Raw genomic sequence first — 18,810 nt, forward strand, 5'->3', positions numbered from 1 at the left:
AGCTTGCCGAACGCCGAGACCCTGGCCATGTCCGAGCCGCTCGCCCCGCCCTGGGGGTGGCGCGGGCGCGGTGCCGGACGCGCCGCTCACGTTGAGGCCGCACCCGAATACCAGGCCACCACCAGCCAGGTCTGCGGCCTCTACCCCTTCACCGCCGGATCCGGCACACCCACCGCCGGCACCCCGGTCGGACGCCACCAACTTTGGGGCGAGGTGGTGTGCCTGGATCCGCTGGCCTGGCTGCGGGCGGGGCTGGTCACCAATCCCGGCATGTTCGTCCTCGGCCAGCCCGGCACCGGCAAGTCCACTCTCGTCAAACGCCTGGTCACCGGTGCGGTGGCCACCGGCACCACACCGATCATCCTCGGCGACACCAAACCCGACTACACCCGGCTGGTCGACTACCTGGGCGGGCAGGTCATCCGCGTCGGACGCGGCGCCGACCGCATCAACCCTCTCGACGCCGGCCCCTTCGACCAAGCCCGCCGACGCCTGACGGGAGCCGACGCCGAAACCCTGCGCTGGGAAGTACGCTCCCGGCGCCTATCGCTCCTCCTCGCCCTGGCCACCCTGGTGCGCGAGGCCCGCATCACCAACGCCGAAGAGGTCGTCCTGGGCCGCGCCATCGACCTGCTGGATGATCGCCTCCCCCGCGAACCCACGATCGTGGATGTTCTGCACGTCCTCGAAGAGGGACCTGACGAGCTGCGGGGAGCGGCCCGTACCGACACCGCCGGCACCTACCGGGTCCAGACCCGCGACCTGGTCTTCACCCTCGACCTGCTCATCTCCGGCTCCCTGGCCGGCGTCTTCGACGCCGCCACCACACGGCCCCTGGACCTGGACGCGCCCGCGATCAGCGTCGACATCTCCCACGTCCGCGCCGCCGGCGACAAACTCCTCACCGCGGCGATGCTGTGCACCTGGGCCTACGCCTTCGGCATGGTCGACGCCGCCACCGCCCTCGCCGACCTCGGCGCCGCGCCTCGCCGCTCCTACCTCGGCGTCATGGACGAACTGTGGCGCGCGCTGCGCGGCGCACCCGGCCTGGTCGAGCACGCCGACGCCCTCGCCCGCCTCAACCGCGCCAAGGGCATGGCCTCGGTCATGATCACCCACTCCCTCGCCGACCTCGACGCCCTGGCCACCGAGGAAGACCGCGCCAAGGCGAAAGGGTTCGCCGACCGCTCCGCCATCACCGTCCTGGCCGGGCTCCCGCCCCGCGAACTGGCCCGCGTCCACCAGATCACCCCGCTCACCGGCCCCGAGCAGCACCTGGTCGCCTCCTGGTCGGCGCCCGACTCCTGGCAGCCCGGCGCCCGTCATCCCGGGCGCGGCAAGTACCTCATCAAGACCGGCGAACGCCTGGGCATCCCCGTCGAGCTCTCCCTCGTCGGCCCCGAAGTCGACCTATACGACACCGACCAGGCCATCCGGGTGGGCGGGTGACGCGGGCACTGGGGCCGCGGGCCTCGCTGTGGCACTCCAACGCCGGCGCCGGATGGCTCGTGCTCGCCGCCTGCTGGACGCCCATCGCCGGGCTGTGGCTCGTGTGGCTGGCGGCGAAGCTGGGCGCGGTCGCGGCGGGCGGGACGGTCATGGCTTTCGGCACCGACTTCGCCGCCGCCCTCGCCCGGGGACGAACCGATCTGGCCTGGCCAGGCACACCGACCTGGCTCGTCCTGCTCATCCTCATCGTTCTGGGCAGCGCGCTCGTACGCGGCGGCTGGGAGATCTGGTCGCGGATCGCGCGACGTCTTCCCCAGCCTGGAGATCCCGTTGCCGCGCTGGCCGACAACCCCGGCCTGGCCGCACTCCAGCCGGAAGCGACGGCCAGCAAGGCGATCGCGCTGCGACGCTCTCTCGCCAAGTCCCGCCCTGAAGGCTTGGAGCCGGACGACATCGGGCTTGTCCTGGGCGATGTCCTGCTGCCCGGTGACCGCAGCGGCCCGACGCTGTTCGCCTCCTTCGAGGACACGGTCGTTGCGTTCATGGCGCCCCGGTCGGGCAAGACGACCACCCAGTCGATCCCGCACGCGCTGTCGGCGCCCGGGCCGGTCATCGCGACCAGCAACAAAGCCGATCTGTGGTCGGCGATCGCGACCGTCCGCGCCGCACGCACCGGCGCCAAGAGCTGGCTGTTCGACCCGCAGCACATCACCTACCAGCCGCAAGCCTGGTGGTGGAATCCGCTCGCCGGACTGTCCACCGTCGAGGACGCGCACCGGCTGGCCGGGCACTTCGTCCTCACCGTCGACGACGGCCAGAAGAAGGACCTGTGGGGCCCGGCCGCACAAGACCTGCTGTGCGCCCTGTTCCTGGCCGCCGCGACCTCCGGGCGGTCTTTGCACCATGTCGCGCGGTGGCTGGACGAACCGGCCGTCCCCACCCCGATCGAACTGCTCCAAGAGGCCGGGTTCCAGCTGATGGCCTCATCGCTGAAAGGCACCCAGAACGGCGCCGTGGAGACCCGGGACGGGATCTACCAGACCGCCCGCACCGCCGCCAAAGCCCTACGCGACCAGGAGATCCTCGCCTGGGTCACCCCCGTTCGCGGCCTGCCCGTCTTCGACCCGCACACCTTCGCCGGCTCCCGCGACACCCTGTACCTGCTGTCGAAGTCGCTGTCGGCCGCCGCGCCGCTGATCGCCGCGCTCACCGACACCACCATGCGCGCCGCCGAACGCCGCGCCGAACAAGCCGGCGGACGCCTCGACCCGCCCCTGGTCGTCGCCTTGGACGAGGCGGCCAACATTTGCCGCATCGCCGACCTGCCCCAGCTGTACTCCCACCTCGGCTCGCGCGGCATCATCCCCGTGACCATCCTGCAAAGCTACGAGCAGGGCGTCACCGTCTGGGGCGAACCCGGCATGGCCGCGCTGTGGGGCGCCGCCACCCGCAAACTCATCGGCGCCGGCATCGACTCGCCCCGCCTGGTGCGCGACCTGGCCACCCTCATCGGGCAGCACGACGTGCCCGTCCGCTCCATCACCTACAGCGACGGACGCGCCAGCGAACAGATCTCGCTCCGCCGCCAGGAAATCCTCGAAGGCGCCGACATCCGCGCCCTGCCCACCGGCACCGCGCTGCTGCTGGCCACCGGCACCAAACCCGCCCTGGTCCGGCTGCGGCCCTGGTACAGCGGCCCGCACGCCGCCCCGATCAGCGCGGCCATTAAAGCCGCCGACGCCGCGATCGCCGCAGCCGCCCGCCGCCACTACCAACGCCCGGACCACCCGACCACGCCGTAACCGCGCAGCAACACGTCTGCACCGACAGGAAGGGGCCTTCACATGCACGCATCCACCGCTTTGGAGGCTTCATGCCCGACCCTGCTCCGCCGACGACCGGCGGCAAGCGTCCCGAGTCGCTGTACCCGGACGTCACCGCCTGGGTGAACGAGCACTTCGTCCTGATGTACCGGCGCACCCTCGGCGGCGAGTTCCGCTGGTGCGCCGAGTGGTGGCGGCACGGCGAGGCCATCTCCCGTCTCACCGCGCTGTGGTTCGCCTGGGAGGCCATGCGGCTGCAAGGCGCCACCGGCATGGCCCTGTGGTACCGCGACCACCTCGACCACCAGCTCCCCGTCCTGCTCGGCCCACGCGGCCCCTTCTACCAGTGCACCGAGAACGAACACCTGGCCCCGCACGAGGCCCGCACCGTCCCCGTCCCCAACGGCTGGCTCACCACCGGCACCCGCGTTGGTACGGCCTCGACCCGGACGGCGGTGCGCGCATGAGCGAACGCTTCGAAGCCGCCGCGCTGGCGCTGGACGCCTACGAACGGCACCTGCTAGGTGACCTGGCCAACGGTCACCGCACCGACCACGCCGAAGCCGAAGGACTCCTGCACTCCCTCGTGGTCGACCTCATCAACTACGGCAAAGGCAACCACCTGGACGTGGTCGATCTGCTCGACGCCATCATCCAGGCCCGCCAGGACCGCGGCGGCGCCCTGACCAACCCGCGCTACAGCTTTCGCCTCAACACCGAGGTCCAGTTCCGCGACCACGGCACCGAACCGCATCGCGGGTTCATCACAGAGCTGAAGGCCTCCGGCCTGGGGCAGGACGCCGAATGCGTGCTGCGCATCCCCGGGATCATCGACCCCCAGCACACCAGCACCGCCTCACTGGAACCGGCGACACGCATGGCGCCGCTGCTGACACGCACCTGCAGGACCGTCTTCTCCGCGCTGGACGCCGAGGACGCCATCACCGACCTCCTCACCAAACTTCCCCGGGGACGCGGTGACGCCGACACCGACACCGAACTGCTGGCGGACCTGGCGGAGCTGTCGGCCGGGCTGGCCACCTGGTCGGGCACCAAGCCCGAACACGTGCTGAACCATCTCCGCCACCGCGCCGGCGAAGCCCACCACGTCCCCGACGGCCTGTCCCCCGCCGCGCGACGCGCCGCCGCCGGATTCCCCAACGACATCGCCGCGCTGCTGGCCGGCGAACAGCCCGCACCATCATCCTCCAGCCGTCCAGATCCCCCGGGCCCGAACCAGCGTCCTCACCTGATGTGAACCAAGCCCGCCCCTTTTCCCGCTCGACCCCTTTCGGAGGTACCTGCGTGCCCGACCACGACGAAGCCGTCGCCGCCGCACTCGACGCCTACCAGCAGCACCTGCTGCCCCACGTCGTCCCCGACCACCGCTCCGAACCCACCCTCGCCGAACCGCTCATCGCCTCACTCGTCGAGCAACTCGCCCGCTACGCCGACCGCCACGACCACGACGTCCACGACACCTTCACCGAGCTTCACCAGCAGCACCTCGACCGCAGCGGGCACGACCCCGACCCGATCTACAGTTACCGGCTCGGCGCCCAGGTCCAGTGCCGCCAGCCACCCGCCGCCACCGGAGCCGAACCGGGCTCACCGCCGTGGCGCGGCTTCATCACCGCACTCGCAACCTCCCCCTACGGGGAGGCCCAGTGCACGGTGCGCGTCCCAGGAGTCAGCGAAAGCCTGCACGTCGCAGCGTCCGAACTGGAACCGGCCGACTCGCTGCTGCCCCTACCCACCCGGACCGCCGGAATCGTCACCAACGCCCGCGACGCCGAATCCACGATCGTCGACATCGGAGCCCGACTCAAACGCGCCGCAAGCGCCGGCCTGGCCACCGACGAGCAGTCCCTCGCCGACCTCGCGCAGCTGACCATGCGGCTGAGCCGCTGGTCCGGCGGCCAACCCGACGTCATCATGCGCCACCTCTACAACCGCATCATGCGCATCGCGCAGGAACCGGCCAAGCAACATCCCGGGCCGGATCCGGCAGCCCGGCTCTCCGCCACCGAGTTCCCCCAGGGACCCAACCTCGTCCCCTCCGACGACCCACCGACCACCAGGCCCAAGCCCGACGACCCGCCACGCCCGCGCAGACCCCGCCCCTGACCTTTCAGTCTCGCCCGTCCCGCCACCGAACCGATCTGCATGGAGGTTGTATGGCCGAAGCCGGTGCCGAAGAGTTCGCCGAGTTCGGAGCCGCCGCCCTGGACTCCTTCCAAGCCCTGTTCGAGGAGACCGAACACCTCGACCACCGCAGCAACACCACCCACGCCCGCGAACTCCTCGGCGATCTGCTGATCGACCTGATGCACTACGCCCACCACCGCGGCCTGGAGTTCAACGACATCCTCGCCCAAGCCAACGGCCACTACCTCAGCGAACACAACAGCCCCGACGTCCTGGCCATCGGCTCCACCGTCCAACTCGACGGGCCCGCCGCCGACGAGGCCGTCCTACTGGGCCACCCGACCCGGGGCTGCGTCACCGGGCTCCTCGTCCCGTTCGACGGACCGACCGAGTACCACGTCCGCCTCCTCGGCGAGAACATCAGCCGCAGCATCATCGCCGCCGACCTCCAGCCGGCCCCGCCCTTCCCCAACACCCACACCAGCCAAGGCGTCGTCACCAACCCGCTCCAGGCCGAGGAAATCCTCCTCGACGCCATGACCCGGATCGGCCACGCCGACATCAACGGCATCCAGCCCCAGCAGACCGACCTCGACGACCACCAGGTCCTCCTCGACGCGCTGGTGAGCTGGAACGGCATCGACGAGCGCAACGTCACCGACCTGCTGCTGGCCCGAGTCGAGCCACGGCTCAGCACCTCAAGCCCTGATGCCGCATCCTCTGGTGCGGCTCCCAGCCCCGCCCAACTCGCCGCCCGCGACTTCCCCATCCCGCTGGACCAAGGCCTCACCGAACACCAGCCCGCCTTGAACGCGCCGCCCGCTCGGTCGACTGCTCACCCAGACAGGCGACCCGGCCGTCCCAGATGAGCCCGGCTCACCTGCAGAAACCCCTCGCGACACACCGCCACCACGGTCGATCAACACACTTCGAGCTACCAAACTTCATGACGATAACTTTAATAGACGACCTCACGGAGGCCCCGCTGAAGCACTTCTTCGACTACGCCACCCGCCAGATCAAGACCGCCGACTCGCTCCCCGCGCTCCTGGCTGCCGCGTTCATGGGGCTGGAGCTGATCGAACGCGCCAGCACCGTCCTGGCCCAGGCCGCACCCGAGGACGACTACCAGGTCGCGCTCGCCGAGGCGACCGACGCCTGGTGGGCACTGGCCGAAGCACCCACCCTCAACTGGCCCGAACGGTCCATGCCCGACACCGACGTCCAGCAGCTCGCCGACTCCATCGCCGCGCTGGTGATGGTCGTCGCCGAGGCCATCCTCAACGTCGCCTCCAAGACCACCCAGCCCGCCGACCGGGTGGCGTGCCTGCGCGCCGCCCACCACGCCGGCAACGTCCACGCCGCCATGAGGTAGGCGCCCATGCCCAACCACAGCAAACGCATCGACCGCGCCACCCACGCCCTGACCGCCTACGAACACCACGCCTTCCCCCGCACGCCGTCCCTCCTGCACCGCGACGCGTTCTACGCCCAAGCCCTCCTGGCCGCACTGGTCTGCGACCTGGAGCACTACGCCGCCCACCACGGCATCAACTTCGGCGACGCACTCGGCACCGGTCGTGCCACCAACGCCTCAGAAGTCGCCGAGGAGGCTCCCTACAAGGTCGGCGACCAGGTCCGCCTCACCCGCCAGAACGACCGGTGCGGCACCGTCATCGGTTGGCAGACCACCAGCGCCGACACCGAGACCTGCTTTCTGGTCGCCGTCCCCGGCCTCCCCTACGCCTACGCCGAACCCGCCGCCCACCTGACACCCTCACCCGAGTTCCCGCCCGCCGAAACGATCCTGGGCACCGCCCGGCACGTCGACCAGGCCGAACAGCTCTACACCACCATCACCGCCCGGCTCGCGCAGGCGCCAGAACCAACCCGGCACGCCCTCGAACAGGACCGCCGGCGACTCCTGACCGCGCTCAGCACCTGGAGCGGCATCACCGAAACCCGCCTCCACGACGAACTCGCCCCGCGCTCCAGAACGAGGAGACACCAACCGAGCGACGCCAGGGCCGCCGCCGCGGACTTCCCGGACGACATCAATCACAACCTCCAGGTAGCAGGCCACCCCGACCGACCACCGCCGCCGCCCCACCACAGGCCCGCACCTCACCGCCTGACGCGCTGACCAGAGCCGTACTTATCCACAGCCCGCTCAGCCGGCCACGGCCACCGCCGGGCCCACGCCAGGCTTGGCCCGTCACCAATCCGCACGATCACTACGCCCAACCATCCGGAGGAACCGCGATGACCCACGAAGACCAGCATCAGGACGTCCGACACAACTGGTTCACCGAAATCCTCACCACCGCCCTCAACGACCTCGCCCACGCCGAACGCGTCATCACCTCCTACGCCGCCCAGCAACCCGACGGATTCATCGCCTGGGGCATGGCCGAAGGCGAAGCCGTCCAAGCCCACCAAGCCCTCCGCCAAGCCCCCGCCCTCCACGCCGCGCCCCCCACCGACCACACCGAGGCCAACGCCACCGCCGACACCCTGTTCAACCTCGCGACCAAAGCCGCTCAAAGCCTGGTCCGCGCCGCCGAACTGGCCGCAGACCCCGACGACAAGATGGCCTGCCTCCAAGCCGCCCTGCACGCCGGACGCCTCCGCGACGCACTCCGGTAACCGCCCGTGGCCACCTTCGGAGAAATGACCGCACTCGCCACCCAACAGCTCACCGAGCTGCACAGTCAACTCCACACCAAGCGCCTCGGAGACGACCTACGCCGCCGCGCCGCCGCCCCCGAACTCGCCCGCCTCACCCACGTCCTGGCCCGCTACCACGACCAGATCGCTCACGGCTTCGGCGCCCCGCACCCCGACACCGCCCGCGTGCGGGACGGCGCCCACCGCGCCGCCGCCCTCATCAAGCAAGCCGAACACCTCCTCGGCCCACCTGTCGACACCGAAATCCCACAATCCGCCCTGGCCCAGAAACTCCGCGCCGCATCCATCGCCCTGGGCTGCGGCCTTGATCTGCTGTCCACCCACTTCGCCGTCACCCCCGACCAGGCGACCAGCGCAAACGCCAGGGTCATCGCCGCACCCGACACCGCCCGCTCCCTGCTGCGACAGCTCAGCACCCACACCGCCACCCTCGGCCATCTCACCCGCCGCACCGCCCCGCCCACCGACCAGGCCAGCCCACTACTACTGACGGCCGCCGTCATCGCCCACATCTACAGCGAGAATCAAACGCCACCACCCATCAGTTCCGTCCCCGTGCACCACATACCCGACCGCATCCCGCCCCAGCTCGGCGAGAGCACCGACCAAGCCTTAAACGGCATCAACACCAGCATTCAGCGCCTCAGCAACCCCACCTCGCCGACCTCGATCACCACATGGCGCTACCTCGCCCGAGCCGCCGCCATCATCTGCGACCTCAACCGCAAAACCATCCGGCAACTCACCCACCGGATCAACGACCTCAACGAGCCCGACCACCTACCGGCGATCAAACAGGCAGCCACCAGCCTTTATCACCTGAGCCTCGCCTGGAAAAGCATCGTCCGACGCTGGGACGAGCAGATCGGCCACTACGGCCACCCCGCCAACGGCCCCGCCACCGACGCAAGCGACCTCATCATCCGCCTCGGCCGCTCCCTCCACGCCGACCCCGCCTGGACACCCGGCCCCCGTGCCTCCTCCCGCCTCAAACCGCCCCACGAAATCGCCCCTGACCTCGCCCACGTAGCCGAAGTCGCCGGCATCACCCTCAAGGCCACCGAAGCCTGCAATCACCTCGCCGCCCACCACCACGCAGCCATCAACGACGCCGCCACCATCGGCGCCCTCAACCAGCAAAAGAAATACCCCACCCACATGCCACGCGTACCAGCATCAGCCCGCGAACTCTCAACCCGTTACACCACAGCCCAAAGCGAAGGACGCCAAGCCATCACCACCCTCGCCCAGACCATTCACTCCTTGGCCGTCCCGCCCACCCCCGCCGCCAAGGACGTCGACCTGATAGTCCGCCGAGCAACCGCCAACGACGAACAAGCCCAACAATCCCTGGCAGCCGCCGGGTTCCCCACCGATATCAACACTCATCTCCAGGCGGAACAGACGCCTCCTCGCCATTCCCGGGCCACCCCTCCGCCAATTCCGCCCAGCAAGAACCACCCAACCCGTTGAGCAGGATGAGCCGGCAGAGGTTCGACGATGCGCACACGACTTCGCTACCGCTGCCAGGATCTGCGAACCATCATCTGGATGAGGCGCGCGCCATCCCGGCCTCACAGGATCCCTCGAACGGAGGCTGCCTACCCACAGGGACGATTGTCAGCGTTCCGGGTCACCACTACCTTGGGACTGGCGGCCTGGTGCGGCGGAATCTCCGATGTCGAGAGCCCGTTGGAAGTAACGATGGCGGGAAGCCATCGGCCCCAATCATCGTCGATCAGGATCGCCTGGAATGCGTACTGCAGGCCACCCCCCTTGTCATCGCCCACCTGACCGTAGACGCTCCAGCGCCCTTCACCTCCCATCTCCTCCCGAGCAGGCTTGAGGTAGTAACTGCCGTGCCCCATCGTCTGCTGCACCAGCCAGATACTCTCACCTTTCGGCGCATGCCCGGTGCCACGGATAGTGGCGCAGCGCCCGATCTGACCCGACTCCGGCATCGACACAGCGATGCGAGTTTTCGGGTCTGAACGCCACGGAGCCGGGAGCTGGATGTCAAAGAACTGCTGCGTGACCCCGAGCACGACGACACCGGCAAGATAGATCTCCAAATAGGTCCGCCAATGCTTGCCGATGTGATCCTTGATCGTCGCCATGTCGCCGCCCCCTTGATTCAGCCATCCATTCGATGGTGAATGTACGGACATCTCACACGTTGAACACGCGCCGTTACCCAGCTATCACACAAATGGCCGGTTGAGGACGGGCTACATGGGAGAGACCTGAACGTCAGCCACCCGGCGGCACCGGCCGCGCCGAGGCCCGGACACCAGCACAAGCATCCGGGGGCACCACTCCGACCATCACCCGCCGGTCGGCGTCAAGCTCACACGGAGCCGGCCGGAATCCCGCGACAGGCCTCGGACCGACCTCGCCCGAGCACCGGGTGGTCGCGTCCACCTGCCCTCATCTCGGAGCGGCGGCGACCAGGACGCGCCCGGCCGTCCTCTGATGTTGCGGACCTGGTCCCGCAGCCAGGTGATGGCGCAGACATCCGTCGCCACCGACCATCCAGACTCGTAGTTCGATCAAATGTTCTAAAATCGGGGCTCGTTCGCTGCTGCAGGCCCTAGGGTCGCGTCGTGGCGAACACCGAGACTGACGAGCCCTGCAACGGGTTCTGGGCCGATACCGCCCGGATCCGGACCGGGTACCTGGCCGACGTGCCGAGGCATCTGCTGGTGATGAAGCTGTCCGAGGAGGTCGGCGAGGTCGCCGAGGCCTACATCGGGATGACCGGCGGCAATCCCCGCAAAGGCATCCACGCCACCGCGACCGACGTTCTGGACGAACTCGCCGACGTGATCCTGGCCGCCGCCGTCCCCATGGTCGACCTGGCCGGCGGCCCTGACGAGGCCAGACGGCATCTGGCCGATCGGCTCGGTATCGTCGCCGCCCGCGGCACCACCGCCACGAACAGCTGGCACGGATCGTTCATCGCACCACACGTTCTGCTGCGCCATGACGACGGCAAGGTCCTGATGCTGCGCCGCCACAACACCGGCTACCGCGACGGTTGGCTGTGCCCGCCCGCCGGACGAATCGAGCCCGGCGAGGACGTCCTAACGGCGGCGATCCGCGAGGCCCACGAAGAGACCAGCGTGATACTGGCCCACGACGACGCTGTGTTCTGCCACGTTATGCACCGCACCGAGGCGTCCCTGCCCGGCCCCTGCCACGCGATCAGCGACTACTGGTTCACCTTCGACCGCTGGCAGGGCGAACCCCGCGCGGCCGAGCCAGACAAGGCCTCCGAGGCCCTGTGGATCGACCCGGAGACCCCACCGGCCGACCTGATCCCCCACTGCGCACAGGCCCTCGCGGCGATCGCCCGCGGTGAGGCGTTCAGCGTCCACGGATGGACAGCAGACTCCTGAACGGCCCCCATGACCGGACGGCAGGCGCCGGGGCGACGAGCCCTACGCCGCAGGGGATCGGTACTGGACGACCGTGCCCGCAAGGGACGACATCGAGACCCGGCGGAATGAGCCACAGGTCCTCTGCGTTCGTTGGCGTCCCGAGTTACAAGCTCGACGCCGGAGAGATACCTCCGGCGTCCCGTACCGGCCAGATTCAGACGGGTAACGGCACCGTTGGGTATCAGAACTCTCCGAATGCATGCCGCGTGGTGCGGCCCTGGTAGCGAAGGTGGATGATGTCGCGTCGTCGCTGACCGAGATACCAGGTGCTGGCATCGTCGGGATCGATGGTCGTTTTGAGCAGGCCGGTCTGGTTGGGGGGTAGTTCAGCGAGGGTCTGTCCTCGTGGGGAGATGATTGTGGTGGGGCAGTGCTGGTCGGGGTCGGCGATGTTGGCGGCGAGGACGAACCGCTGGTTCTCGGCTGCGCGGCTGATGAGGTGGCTTTGCCAGACTCCGGGGGGTTCGGTGGGGTTGGCGGCGTTGGTGAGGTAGATGAAGGCTTGTGCTCCTGCGTCGGCCAGGTGCTGCCACTGCTCGGGGAAGCGGATCTCTCGGCAGATCTGGACACCGACGATGAGAGGGCCGTCGGCCAGCTCGAGGCGGAGCGGGGTCAGTTCGCCGCCGGCTGCCAGGCGGCTCCGCTCATTGATCGCCAGGTTGATCTTCCGGTAGGTCCATCTGGTGCCGTGCGGTGAGAAGTAGAGGGCGGTGTTCCACCAGGCGCCGTGTTCAAAGAGCAGGGAGCCGCAGAACAGGTGGATGGCTCGTTGGCGTGCCAGATCGGTGAGATGGTCGAGGGCCTGTCCGAGAGCAGCGAGATCGAGATGGTCGAGGGCGGAGAGATCGGAGCCATAGCCGGATAGGGCACCTTCGGGAATAACGACGATCTCGTCGGGCATGGTCTCAGTGAGGATTGTGGCGATGGCCGATAGGTTCCGTTCGATGTCCCAGGTGATAGGGAATTGTGCGACTGCTATCGACGCTTTCACGGGTGCTGCTTTCGGAGGCTGACGTCGGCGGCGTAGGTCATCCAGTCGCCGGCGGAAGCGCGCTGCCATCGGACGGCGACTTGGATGTGGATGCCGAGCATGCGGGCGAGTATCGCGGCGGGTAGTTGGGTGGCCAGGGTGAACAGGGCGGTGGAACGGGCGCGGGTGGGTTGGATGCCGATGGTGATCAGGCGTTGGCGCAGTTGTCCCGCGCTGATGGGGTGACCGTGTCGTCGGCCGGGGAATAGCCAGCGCGGCGCGTTGGGCGCATCGATGAGGGTGCCCGGTCGGCGGTCGTTGACCAGGTCCAGGACGAGATCGCCGACTGGTTCAGGCAGCACGATCGGGACGGCGCCCAGGCGAAGAGCAACGCTGTCGCCTTGGGTGTCGACGTCCTCGGTGGTGAGTCGGCTGATGGTGCTCAGGTGCTGGGCATAGAGCAGGAGCAGCAGACCAGCGACCCGGTCGCGGGTGGTCAGGTTGTCGTCGCGCAGGAGCCGACGCGCGTCGTCCCAGCGTTTGTCGATGTCGTGGGGGCCTCGTGGTCCTGCCCACCCGGTGGTGGGGAGCGCCAGACTGGCGGCGTGCCGGTGAGTGACGGCCCAACGGATAAAGTGGGCGGTCTGGTCTCGATAGGTGACCTGACCGGATGCCCATCGGTCAAGGTCGAGCTGGGTGCATCCGGCGAGGCTGAGGTTGTGTTCGGTCAGCCAGTCCAGGAAGTTGATGGCGGCGATGAGATGGCCGCGGATGCTGAGTTCCTGGTTGCGGGTGGTGTGGGCCGCCGTTCCCAGCCGTTGCCTTAGCCGCCTGAGATGGTGCCAGATCGCGTATCCGTGCAGGATGCGTCGTTGGTCGCGGTCTTGGCGGGAGGCCAGCGCCGTTGCGATCCAGTGCTCCAGCTTCATGAGCCTTTCGTCACGGCCGGGCAGCGTGCCGGTGGCGACCAGGGCGCTGCGGATGTGGGCGAGGGTCTTGCTGGCCGGTAGTTCGTCCAGGACCTCGTGGGTGAGTCGGCGAGAGTCGAGACCCAGTTCGGTGAGGATCGCGCTGACCTGGGGACGGCTGATCCATAGCATGACGATGTCGGGGCGTTGGACGTCTTGGAGTGCCTTGTGCAGTGGGGCCAGGGCGGCCCGGACCTGGCCGGTGCCGCCACCAAGGAGTTCGCGTGCTCGCTGGTCAAGAGTGCAGCGTTGGCAAGGGCGCGTGTTCAACTGCCAGGTCTGCTGGCAGCTCGGGCAGCGAACCCAGAAATCGGGGTCGGGGTTGACGCATCTGGCGCACAATGGCGCCTTGAGTGTGCCGCCGCGCAGAGGGCCGACGACCCGGCAGGCGCTGCACCGGATCCATCGCTGCTTGCACCGCGTGCACCACGGCTGACCGGTGGCCCGGGATGTCTCGCATTGTGCCCGCCGTCCGCAGATTCCGCAGGCCGTGACGTGCCGGATCCGGCATGTCGAGCACCGTGGGCCTTCCGGTGTGCGAATCGCGACCGGCCGGCGGCGGCCGCAGGCAGAGCATTCCTCGGCGTTGATCGGGTCGCTGGTCAGGCACTTGGCGCACAGCGGTGCGCCGTTGGCATCGCGGGTGGCGGGTTCCCGGACATCGCCGCAACGTGAGCAGGCGACGGCCACGGCCTGTGCGTAGCAGGCCCGGCAGACCCGTCGTTCTGCCAGCTGTGCCGGCAGCGCCTTCACGTGGCCGCATCGTGGACAGGCCGGCCTCACGATGTTGGTAGCGCCGGCGGCGAGGAGTTCGGTGATGAACCGCAGCACCGCCGGGGTGGGGGCGTCGGCGCCGGCTCCGGTGAGAAGAGCGGGGTTGGCCTCGATGGCCCAGGCCAGACGGCGCTGGCCGCCAGGGTGGACCAGGGTCCGCTGGAGAGCGGAGGCGATCGTGTCCGCGCTCAGCTCGGGATCGATCGTGCTGACGATGCGCGTCAGCGTCTCTATCGGGTCGCCATCGGTGTCGGGACAGCTGTCGCATCGTGGCCGGCCGTGCCGGTCGCGTGTGACCGCGGGTCGGCTCTTGCCGCAGCCGCCACAGACCTGCGGTCTGACCGAACAGGGCGAACAGCCCCAAAGCCCGCCGCCCAGACTGCGCAGCGACCGTAGCTGCCGACCGCACCCTCCACACGCTGGCGCGGCAACATCACGGGCGCCGGCTGCCCGCAACGCCAGCAGCAGCTCGCCCGCCGACCGTGGTGCTGGAGATGCGCCGCTGGTCAGGACGTGCGGGTTCTCGACGAGGAAACGTGCGAGGCGTCGGCGTTTGGCGCGCCCTCCCGCAACCGCGGTGACCACCTGGCGGATCCGGTCGGCGTCCAGACCACGCTCGATGGTGGAGACCAGATCGACGATGACCTCGATCGGGTTATCGACGACTTCGTCGTCCAGGGCGGTGCTCATTCCTTGACCGGGGTGATTCGGGCGCGTCTGGGCCGAAGGCTTCCGACCCCGGTTTCGCCACCGGCCGCTCTGCTCATCTTGGTCGTGCCGGCGGCAGCGGTGGGTTCGATGAGGTCCTCCATCGTGCAGTCCAGAATGTCCAGCAGAGCCATCAGGATCTTCAGGCTGAGCCGCTCGGGGCGGTCCACGACCAGCCGGTAGACCTGGCTGGACGACAATGTGATGCCCCGCTCCGCGAGCGGTTCGAGCAGATCGGTGGTCGAGAACATGTCACGGGTCGCCATGACCTGCCGTAGGTGCCACCGGTAGTCGAGTTTGCCTGTCATCGACGTCCTTCCTGTCCGGCCCTGCTTTCCTTGCGGGTGTCGAATGCGGGAGCCAGGGCACGTTTGAGTGCGGTGTTCATGAAGTCGTCGCTGACGTGGGTGTAGATGGCGGTGGAACTGTCGCACTCATGGCCGACTTGCTGCTGGATGAAGCGTCGATCGACTCCGTCCTCAGTCAGATGCGTGACGTATGAATGCCTTAAGGAATGGGGAACGAGCTCCTTCGGGAGTTTCAGTGCGTCCCGGTAGGCGATGAAGCGGGCGTTGATCTCGGTAGGTTTGACCCGGCCGCCCCGCTCGGTCAGCCACAACGCCGGATGGCCTTCATGGCCGAACCGCGGCCGAACGTTCTCAATGTAGTCGGCGACTGCTTCCACCGCCCATTCCATCACCGACAAGACGTTCCGGCGTCGCGGAGCCTGCCCCTTCTTGGCCTTCCCGTAGCGAACGTTGAGCGTGCCGTACGGGCCGAACTGTGCTGCTTTAGGGTTCCGCCCGAAGTCGACCACATCCAGCTTGGAGGTCTCGGTTCGACGAAGGCCCCACCCATAAACGACCTTGAACAAGGTGGCGTCACGATAGGCGGCAAGCGCTCCCTTGCGCTTTGATCGGACCGCACGTTCAACCTGGTCATCGGCATAGTCCAGGAAACGCTGCAACTCCTGCCGGGTGAAGGGTCTTGCTTCGGGGTTACCCTCGTAGTCGTTGAGGTGGGCGATGGTGTTCCACTCGTGACAGATCGCCACCGGATGAGCGCCAAAGGCTTTCTCGCAGGCGGGGCCCCAACCGTAACGGCCATCGACCAGAAACTCGGTGAACAGACGCACATCGCCCTGGTAACTGCGGATGGTGGAGGGCGCCAGATGCCGCTCGCTTGTGAGGTAGACCGACCACTCGTCCATGTGCACCGGGGACCACTGCCATGGGTACTCGTTCACCCATGCGTGGAAGCGACGAATCAGCTTTTCGCGATCGGCGACCGTCTCGTCCTTCAAGCCTCGTGCTTTCTGCTGAGACCGCCACCCTCTCAGCATCGCGTCGAACATAGTGTCCTCGGGTCGTAGCTGCGTCACCCCGGAGACGAGCTCCAAATGAGCCGCTCCGGCAAGGGTCATCTTCCGCTGTTGCGCCACTCCAGGCCATCCCTTCTGGAGGGCTGATCATGCATCAGACGGGATGGGCCTGGCAAACCTCCTGCTCAATCAGGTAGACGTAGACGTCTCCCGACCAGTCCCGTGCCGGCTGTGAACTGCCGACCTGCGACTTCTCGCCCATCTGATGCAATTCCCGAGCTTCCCTACAGATCGAGGGTGGCGCTGATCCGCTTGTGGTCTGAGTCCGGGTCGGCTGGGTCGCGCCACTCGTGGACGCGGTAGCTGCCGGCCACGTAGGCGTCGGCGAGCGGCTTGTTGAGGAGGATGGCGTCGATGGGGAGGGGTTGGCGGCCGTTGTACTTCTCGCCCTGGGTGGGGGTGTAGTCCTCGGCGAGTTCGGCGACGTGGTGGAAGCCGAGGCCGCCTTCCCTCTGCCGGGTGGCGGGGTTCCACCATCCGACCAGGGCGTCCATCGCGCGGGTGTCGTAGAGGTGCGGGCCCGCCAGCCGATCGCCGCCCTGGAACTTGACCCGCCGGTTGACCTGGCACGCGCTGTGGACGCCGGGGGTGTTCAGGTCGGTCGGCTCGAAGTGGGGGCCGCTGGGGACGGAGTTCCAGTCGCCGAGGAGCATGCAGGGGATTGCCGGTTCGCCGAGCCGGTCGAAGCGGCGGGCGTCGGTGAGCCGGGTGTCGCTGGAGAAGATGTCGCCGTGCCAGGCCACGAGCCGGATCGGGTCGTCGTGGCCGGGCAGGGTGAAGACGAGCAGGTTGCGGTTGCGGGCCGCGAAGCCGGGGAGCCGGTGGTAGTAGAAGCGCCGCACCACGATCTTGGTCGTGTCGACGAAGATCATCGGGGCGAACGGGCCGCCGTCGCGGGGCAGCGAGCACGGGAGCGGCGTGTAGGCGGGGCCGCCTGCGTCGCGGATGGCGGCGGCCGCCTCCCACGCGCCTTCCATCCCGTGCAGCTCGTAGTCGTCGGCCTCGCCCATGACGAAGATGTCCGGGAAGTCGGCGTCGTGGAACATCCCGGTGACCTTGCTGTAGTCGTACGGGCCGCCGTCGCCGGAGTAGGCGGAGTATCCCGCCGGGGTCTTCCCGCCGTGCTCGATATTGGCGTAGCTGAGCCGAAGGTGGGTCATCGTGTGGACTCCTCCGAGCGGGGCAGAGCAGGGATGGTCGGTTCTGGACGTTCGGCTCTGGCGTCCGGGACGCTCGTGCGCCGGGTGTTCGGGCTGGGTGTCACGTTCTGGCGACGGCGCATCGTGCGTCGGTGTTGACGCCTCCAACCGGGGGCCGGCTGGGCTGCCAGAGGGCAGGCGGTACCAGGCCGGGCTGGACAGGGGTGAGGCCGGTGAAGAATTCGGCGATTCGGGTGGGGGTGCGGAGCCGGTAGAAGGCGGCGCCGGTGCCGTTGTAGGTCTCTTGCGCCCAGGTGAGCGCGGTCCGGGTGGTGGTCGCGTCCGACAGCGCCAGGTAGCTGCCCGGTGCCAGGGCACCCATGAGCCGACGCACGATCGCATATGCGTCGTCGGAGTTGTCGATGTGGCCCATGACTCCGATGAGCAGGACGGCGACCGGCTGGTCGAGGTCGAGGTGGCGGGCGGCGCCGTCCAGGACGGTTTCGGTCTCGGCGACGTCGGCGTGGACGAGGCCGGCGCCGCAGCCGGGGTCACCGTTCAGCAGCTCCTGGATGCGGATGGTCACCAATGGGTCATTGTCGACGTAGACGGTCCGAGCTCCGCGGCCGGCCGATTCTGCGATGGTGTGGATGTCGGTGAGGTCTTTCGGCGAAGGGAGGCCGGGGCCGATGTCGATGAACTGCCGCACATTCTGTTGGGTGAGATATTCGATCGCCTGTCGCTTGAAGCTGCGCTGACTCACCACCAGGTGGGGCAGGTCGGGGTAGACCTCTTGGAAGGTGTCGGCAGCTTGTCGGTCGGCCTCGTAGTGGTCGTTGCCGCCCAGGATGTAGTCCCAGACCCGCGCCGAATGCGGCACCAGTTGATCGACGTCGTCCAACGTGAAAGCGGGAACGGCGGTGTCTGGCAAAGTCGGCTCCGGCTGCGACGACAAGCCAGGCGTGACGTTGAACGTGTCGACGCCGCCGTCTGGGCCTTCTCGCTCGGGGGTGGGAGGTGGCGGGAGGTGGGAGGCGGTCATATTCGGGACGGGGATGCCCGTGGTGCTCAGCACCGTGGACGTGTAGGCGAGTAGCTGGTCGGCGCACGTCTGATGGAGCGCGTTGCTGAAGCTGCCGAGCTGTGCGGCGATGCGTTTCCATTCCAGGTCGGTGAGATCGCGCCGGGTGAATCGGGTGAACCAGGCTCGGTCCAGGACGGTGACGGCGAGGCCGTACCGGTCGGACATGTCCAGGACCACGCGGGTGGGGTCGCCGTCGTAGTGGTCGTCGACCAACGTCTCCAGTTGGGCATGGCGGCTG

General features: G+C 68.3%; 18 protein-coding genes. 11 read left to right on the forward strand and 7 right to left on the reverse strand.

Annotation, left to right across the window (positions count from 1 at the left end):
• Positions 1-3: 3 nt before the first annotated feature.
• The 10 genes from SM611_RS03710 (at position 4) to SM611_RS03755 (ending at position 9,581) form a co-directional block, all read left to right on the forward strand.
• Complete coding sequence (locus SM611_RS03710) at positions 4-1,449, forward strand: putative type IV secretion/conjugal transfer ATPase (protein WP_371947348.1); 1,446 nt, start codon at positions 4-6, stop codon at positions 1,447-1,449.
• Positions 1,446-3,251: a type IV secretory system conjugative DNA transfer family protein gene (locus tag SM611_RS03715; RefSeq protein ID WP_371947349.1), complete on the forward strand. Its 1,806-nt coding sequence runs from the start codon at positions 1,446-1,448 to the stop codon at positions 3,249-3,251. Before SM611_RS03710 ends, SM611_RS03715 begins: the two co-directional genes overlap by 4 nt.
• A gap of 71 nt (positions 3,252-3,322) precedes the next feature.
• Positions 3,323-3,739 (forward strand): DUF4913 domain-containing protein, encoded by a 417-nt coding sequence (locus tag SM611_RS03720; protein WP_371947350.1) that lies wholly within the window; start codon positions 3,323-3,325, stop codon positions 3,737-3,739.
• Positions 3,736-4,530 carry a hypothetical protein gene (locus tag SM611_RS03725; protein WP_371947351.1) on the forward strand — a complete coding sequence of 265 codons (795 nt, stop codon included), beginning with the start codon at positions 3,736-3,738 and terminating at the stop codon, positions 4,528-4,530. Before SM611_RS03720 ends, SM611_RS03725 begins: the two co-directional genes overlap by 4 nt.
• A 47-nt stretch (positions 4,531-4,577) precedes the next feature.
• Entirely contained in the window at positions 4,578-5,399 is an 822-nt protein-coding gene (locus SM611_RS03730) for a hypothetical protein (protein WP_371947352.1), read from the forward strand.
• 50 nt (positions 5,400-5,449) lie between these two features.
• Entirely contained in the window at positions 5,450-6,289 is an 840-nt protein-coding gene (locus SM611_RS03735; RefSeq protein ID WP_371947353.1) for a hypothetical protein, read from the forward strand.
• Positions 6,290-6,366: 77 nt separating this feature from the next.
• Positions 6,367-6,795 (forward strand): hypothetical protein, encoded by a 429-nt coding sequence (locus SM611_RS03740; RefSeq protein WP_371947354.1) that lies wholly within the window; start codon positions 6,367-6,369, stop codon positions 6,793-6,795.
• 6 nt (positions 6,796-6,801) lie between these two features.
• Complete coding sequence (locus SM611_RS03745) at positions 6,802-7,563, forward strand: hypothetical protein (protein WP_371947355.1); 762 nt, start codon at positions 6,802-6,804, stop codon at positions 7,561-7,563.
• A 119-nt stretch (positions 7,564-7,682) separates the two neighbouring features.
• Positions 7,683-8,066: a hypothetical protein gene (locus SM611_RS03750; protein WP_371947356.1), complete on the forward strand. Its 384-nt coding sequence runs from the start codon at positions 7,683-7,685 to the stop codon at positions 8,064-8,066.
• A 24-nt stretch (positions 8,067-8,090) separates the two neighbouring features.
• A complete protein-coding gene (locus tag SM611_RS03755; RefSeq protein ID WP_371947357.1) occupies positions 8,091-9,581 on the forward strand; it encodes a hypothetical protein in 1,491 nt (496 codons plus the stop codon).
• Between the two features lie 128 nt (positions 9,582-9,709).
• Here the strand turns inward: SM611_RS03755 and SM611_RS03760 are convergent, their stop codons facing one another.
• Positions 9,710-10,225, reverse strand: a complete 516-nt coding sequence (locus SM611_RS03760) for a hypothetical protein (protein ID WP_371947358.1) — start codon at positions 10,223-10,225, stop codon at positions 9,710-9,712.
• Positions 10,226-10,711: 486 nt separating this feature from the next.
• On the opposite strand from SM611_RS03760, the gene SM611_RS03765 reads away from it, so the two are divergent.
• Positions 10,712-11,506 (forward strand): NUDIX domain-containing protein, encoded by a 795-nt coding sequence (locus tag SM611_RS03765; RefSeq protein WP_371947359.1) that lies wholly within the window; start codon positions 10,712-10,714, stop codon positions 11,504-11,506.
• 223 nt (positions 11,507-11,729) lie between these two features.
• Here the strand turns inward: SM611_RS03765 and SM611_RS03770 are convergent, their stop codons facing one another.
• From SM611_RS03770 to SM611_RS03795, 6 genes are all read right to left on the reverse strand, one after another.
• Positions 11,730-12,608 carry a carbon-nitrogen hydrolase family protein gene (locus tag SM611_RS03770; protein ID WP_371947360.1) on the reverse strand — a complete coding sequence of 293 codons (879 nt, stop codon included), beginning with the start codon at positions 12,606-12,608 and terminating at the stop codon, positions 11,730-11,732.
• Complete coding sequence (locus SM611_RS03775) at positions 12,536-14,950, reverse strand: hypothetical protein (RefSeq protein ID WP_371947361.1); 2,415 nt, start codon at positions 14,948-14,950, stop codon at positions 12,536-12,538. The genes SM611_RS03770 and SM611_RS03775 overlap by 73 nt, the downstream gene beginning before the upstream one ends.
• Positions 14,947-15,276: a helix-turn-helix domain-containing protein gene (locus SM611_RS03780; RefSeq protein ID WP_371947362.1), complete on the reverse strand. Its 330-nt coding sequence runs from the start codon at positions 15,274-15,276 to the stop codon at positions 14,947-14,949. The genes SM611_RS03775 and SM611_RS03780 overlap by 4 nt, the downstream gene beginning before the upstream one ends.
• Complete coding sequence (locus tag SM611_RS03785) at positions 15,273-16,271, reverse strand: tyrosine-type recombinase/integrase (protein ID WP_371947363.1); 999 nt, start codon at positions 16,269-16,271, stop codon at positions 15,273-15,275. Before SM611_RS03785 ends, SM611_RS03780 begins: the two co-directional genes overlap by 4 nt.
• A 302-nt stretch (positions 16,272-16,573) precedes the next feature.
• Positions 16,574-17,509, reverse strand: coding sequence for a hypothetical protein (locus SM611_RS03790; protein WP_371947364.1), 936 nt, complete (start codon positions 17,507-17,509; stop codon positions 16,574-16,576).
• Between the two features lie 100 nt (positions 17,510-17,609).
• On the reverse strand, positions 17,610-18,737 hold the full coding sequence (locus SM611_RS03795; protein ID WP_371947412.1) for an SAM-dependent methyltransferase: 1,128 nt from the start codon (positions 18,735-18,737) through the stop codon (positions 17,610-17,612).
• Between the last annotated feature and the right edge of the window lie 73 nt (positions 18,738-18,810).

The sequence above is a fragment of the Actinomadura monticuli genome (assembly GCF_041463655.1).
Lineage (GTDB): Bacteria > Actinomycetota > Actinomycetes > Streptosporangiales > Streptosporangiaceae > Spirillospora > Spirillospora monticuli.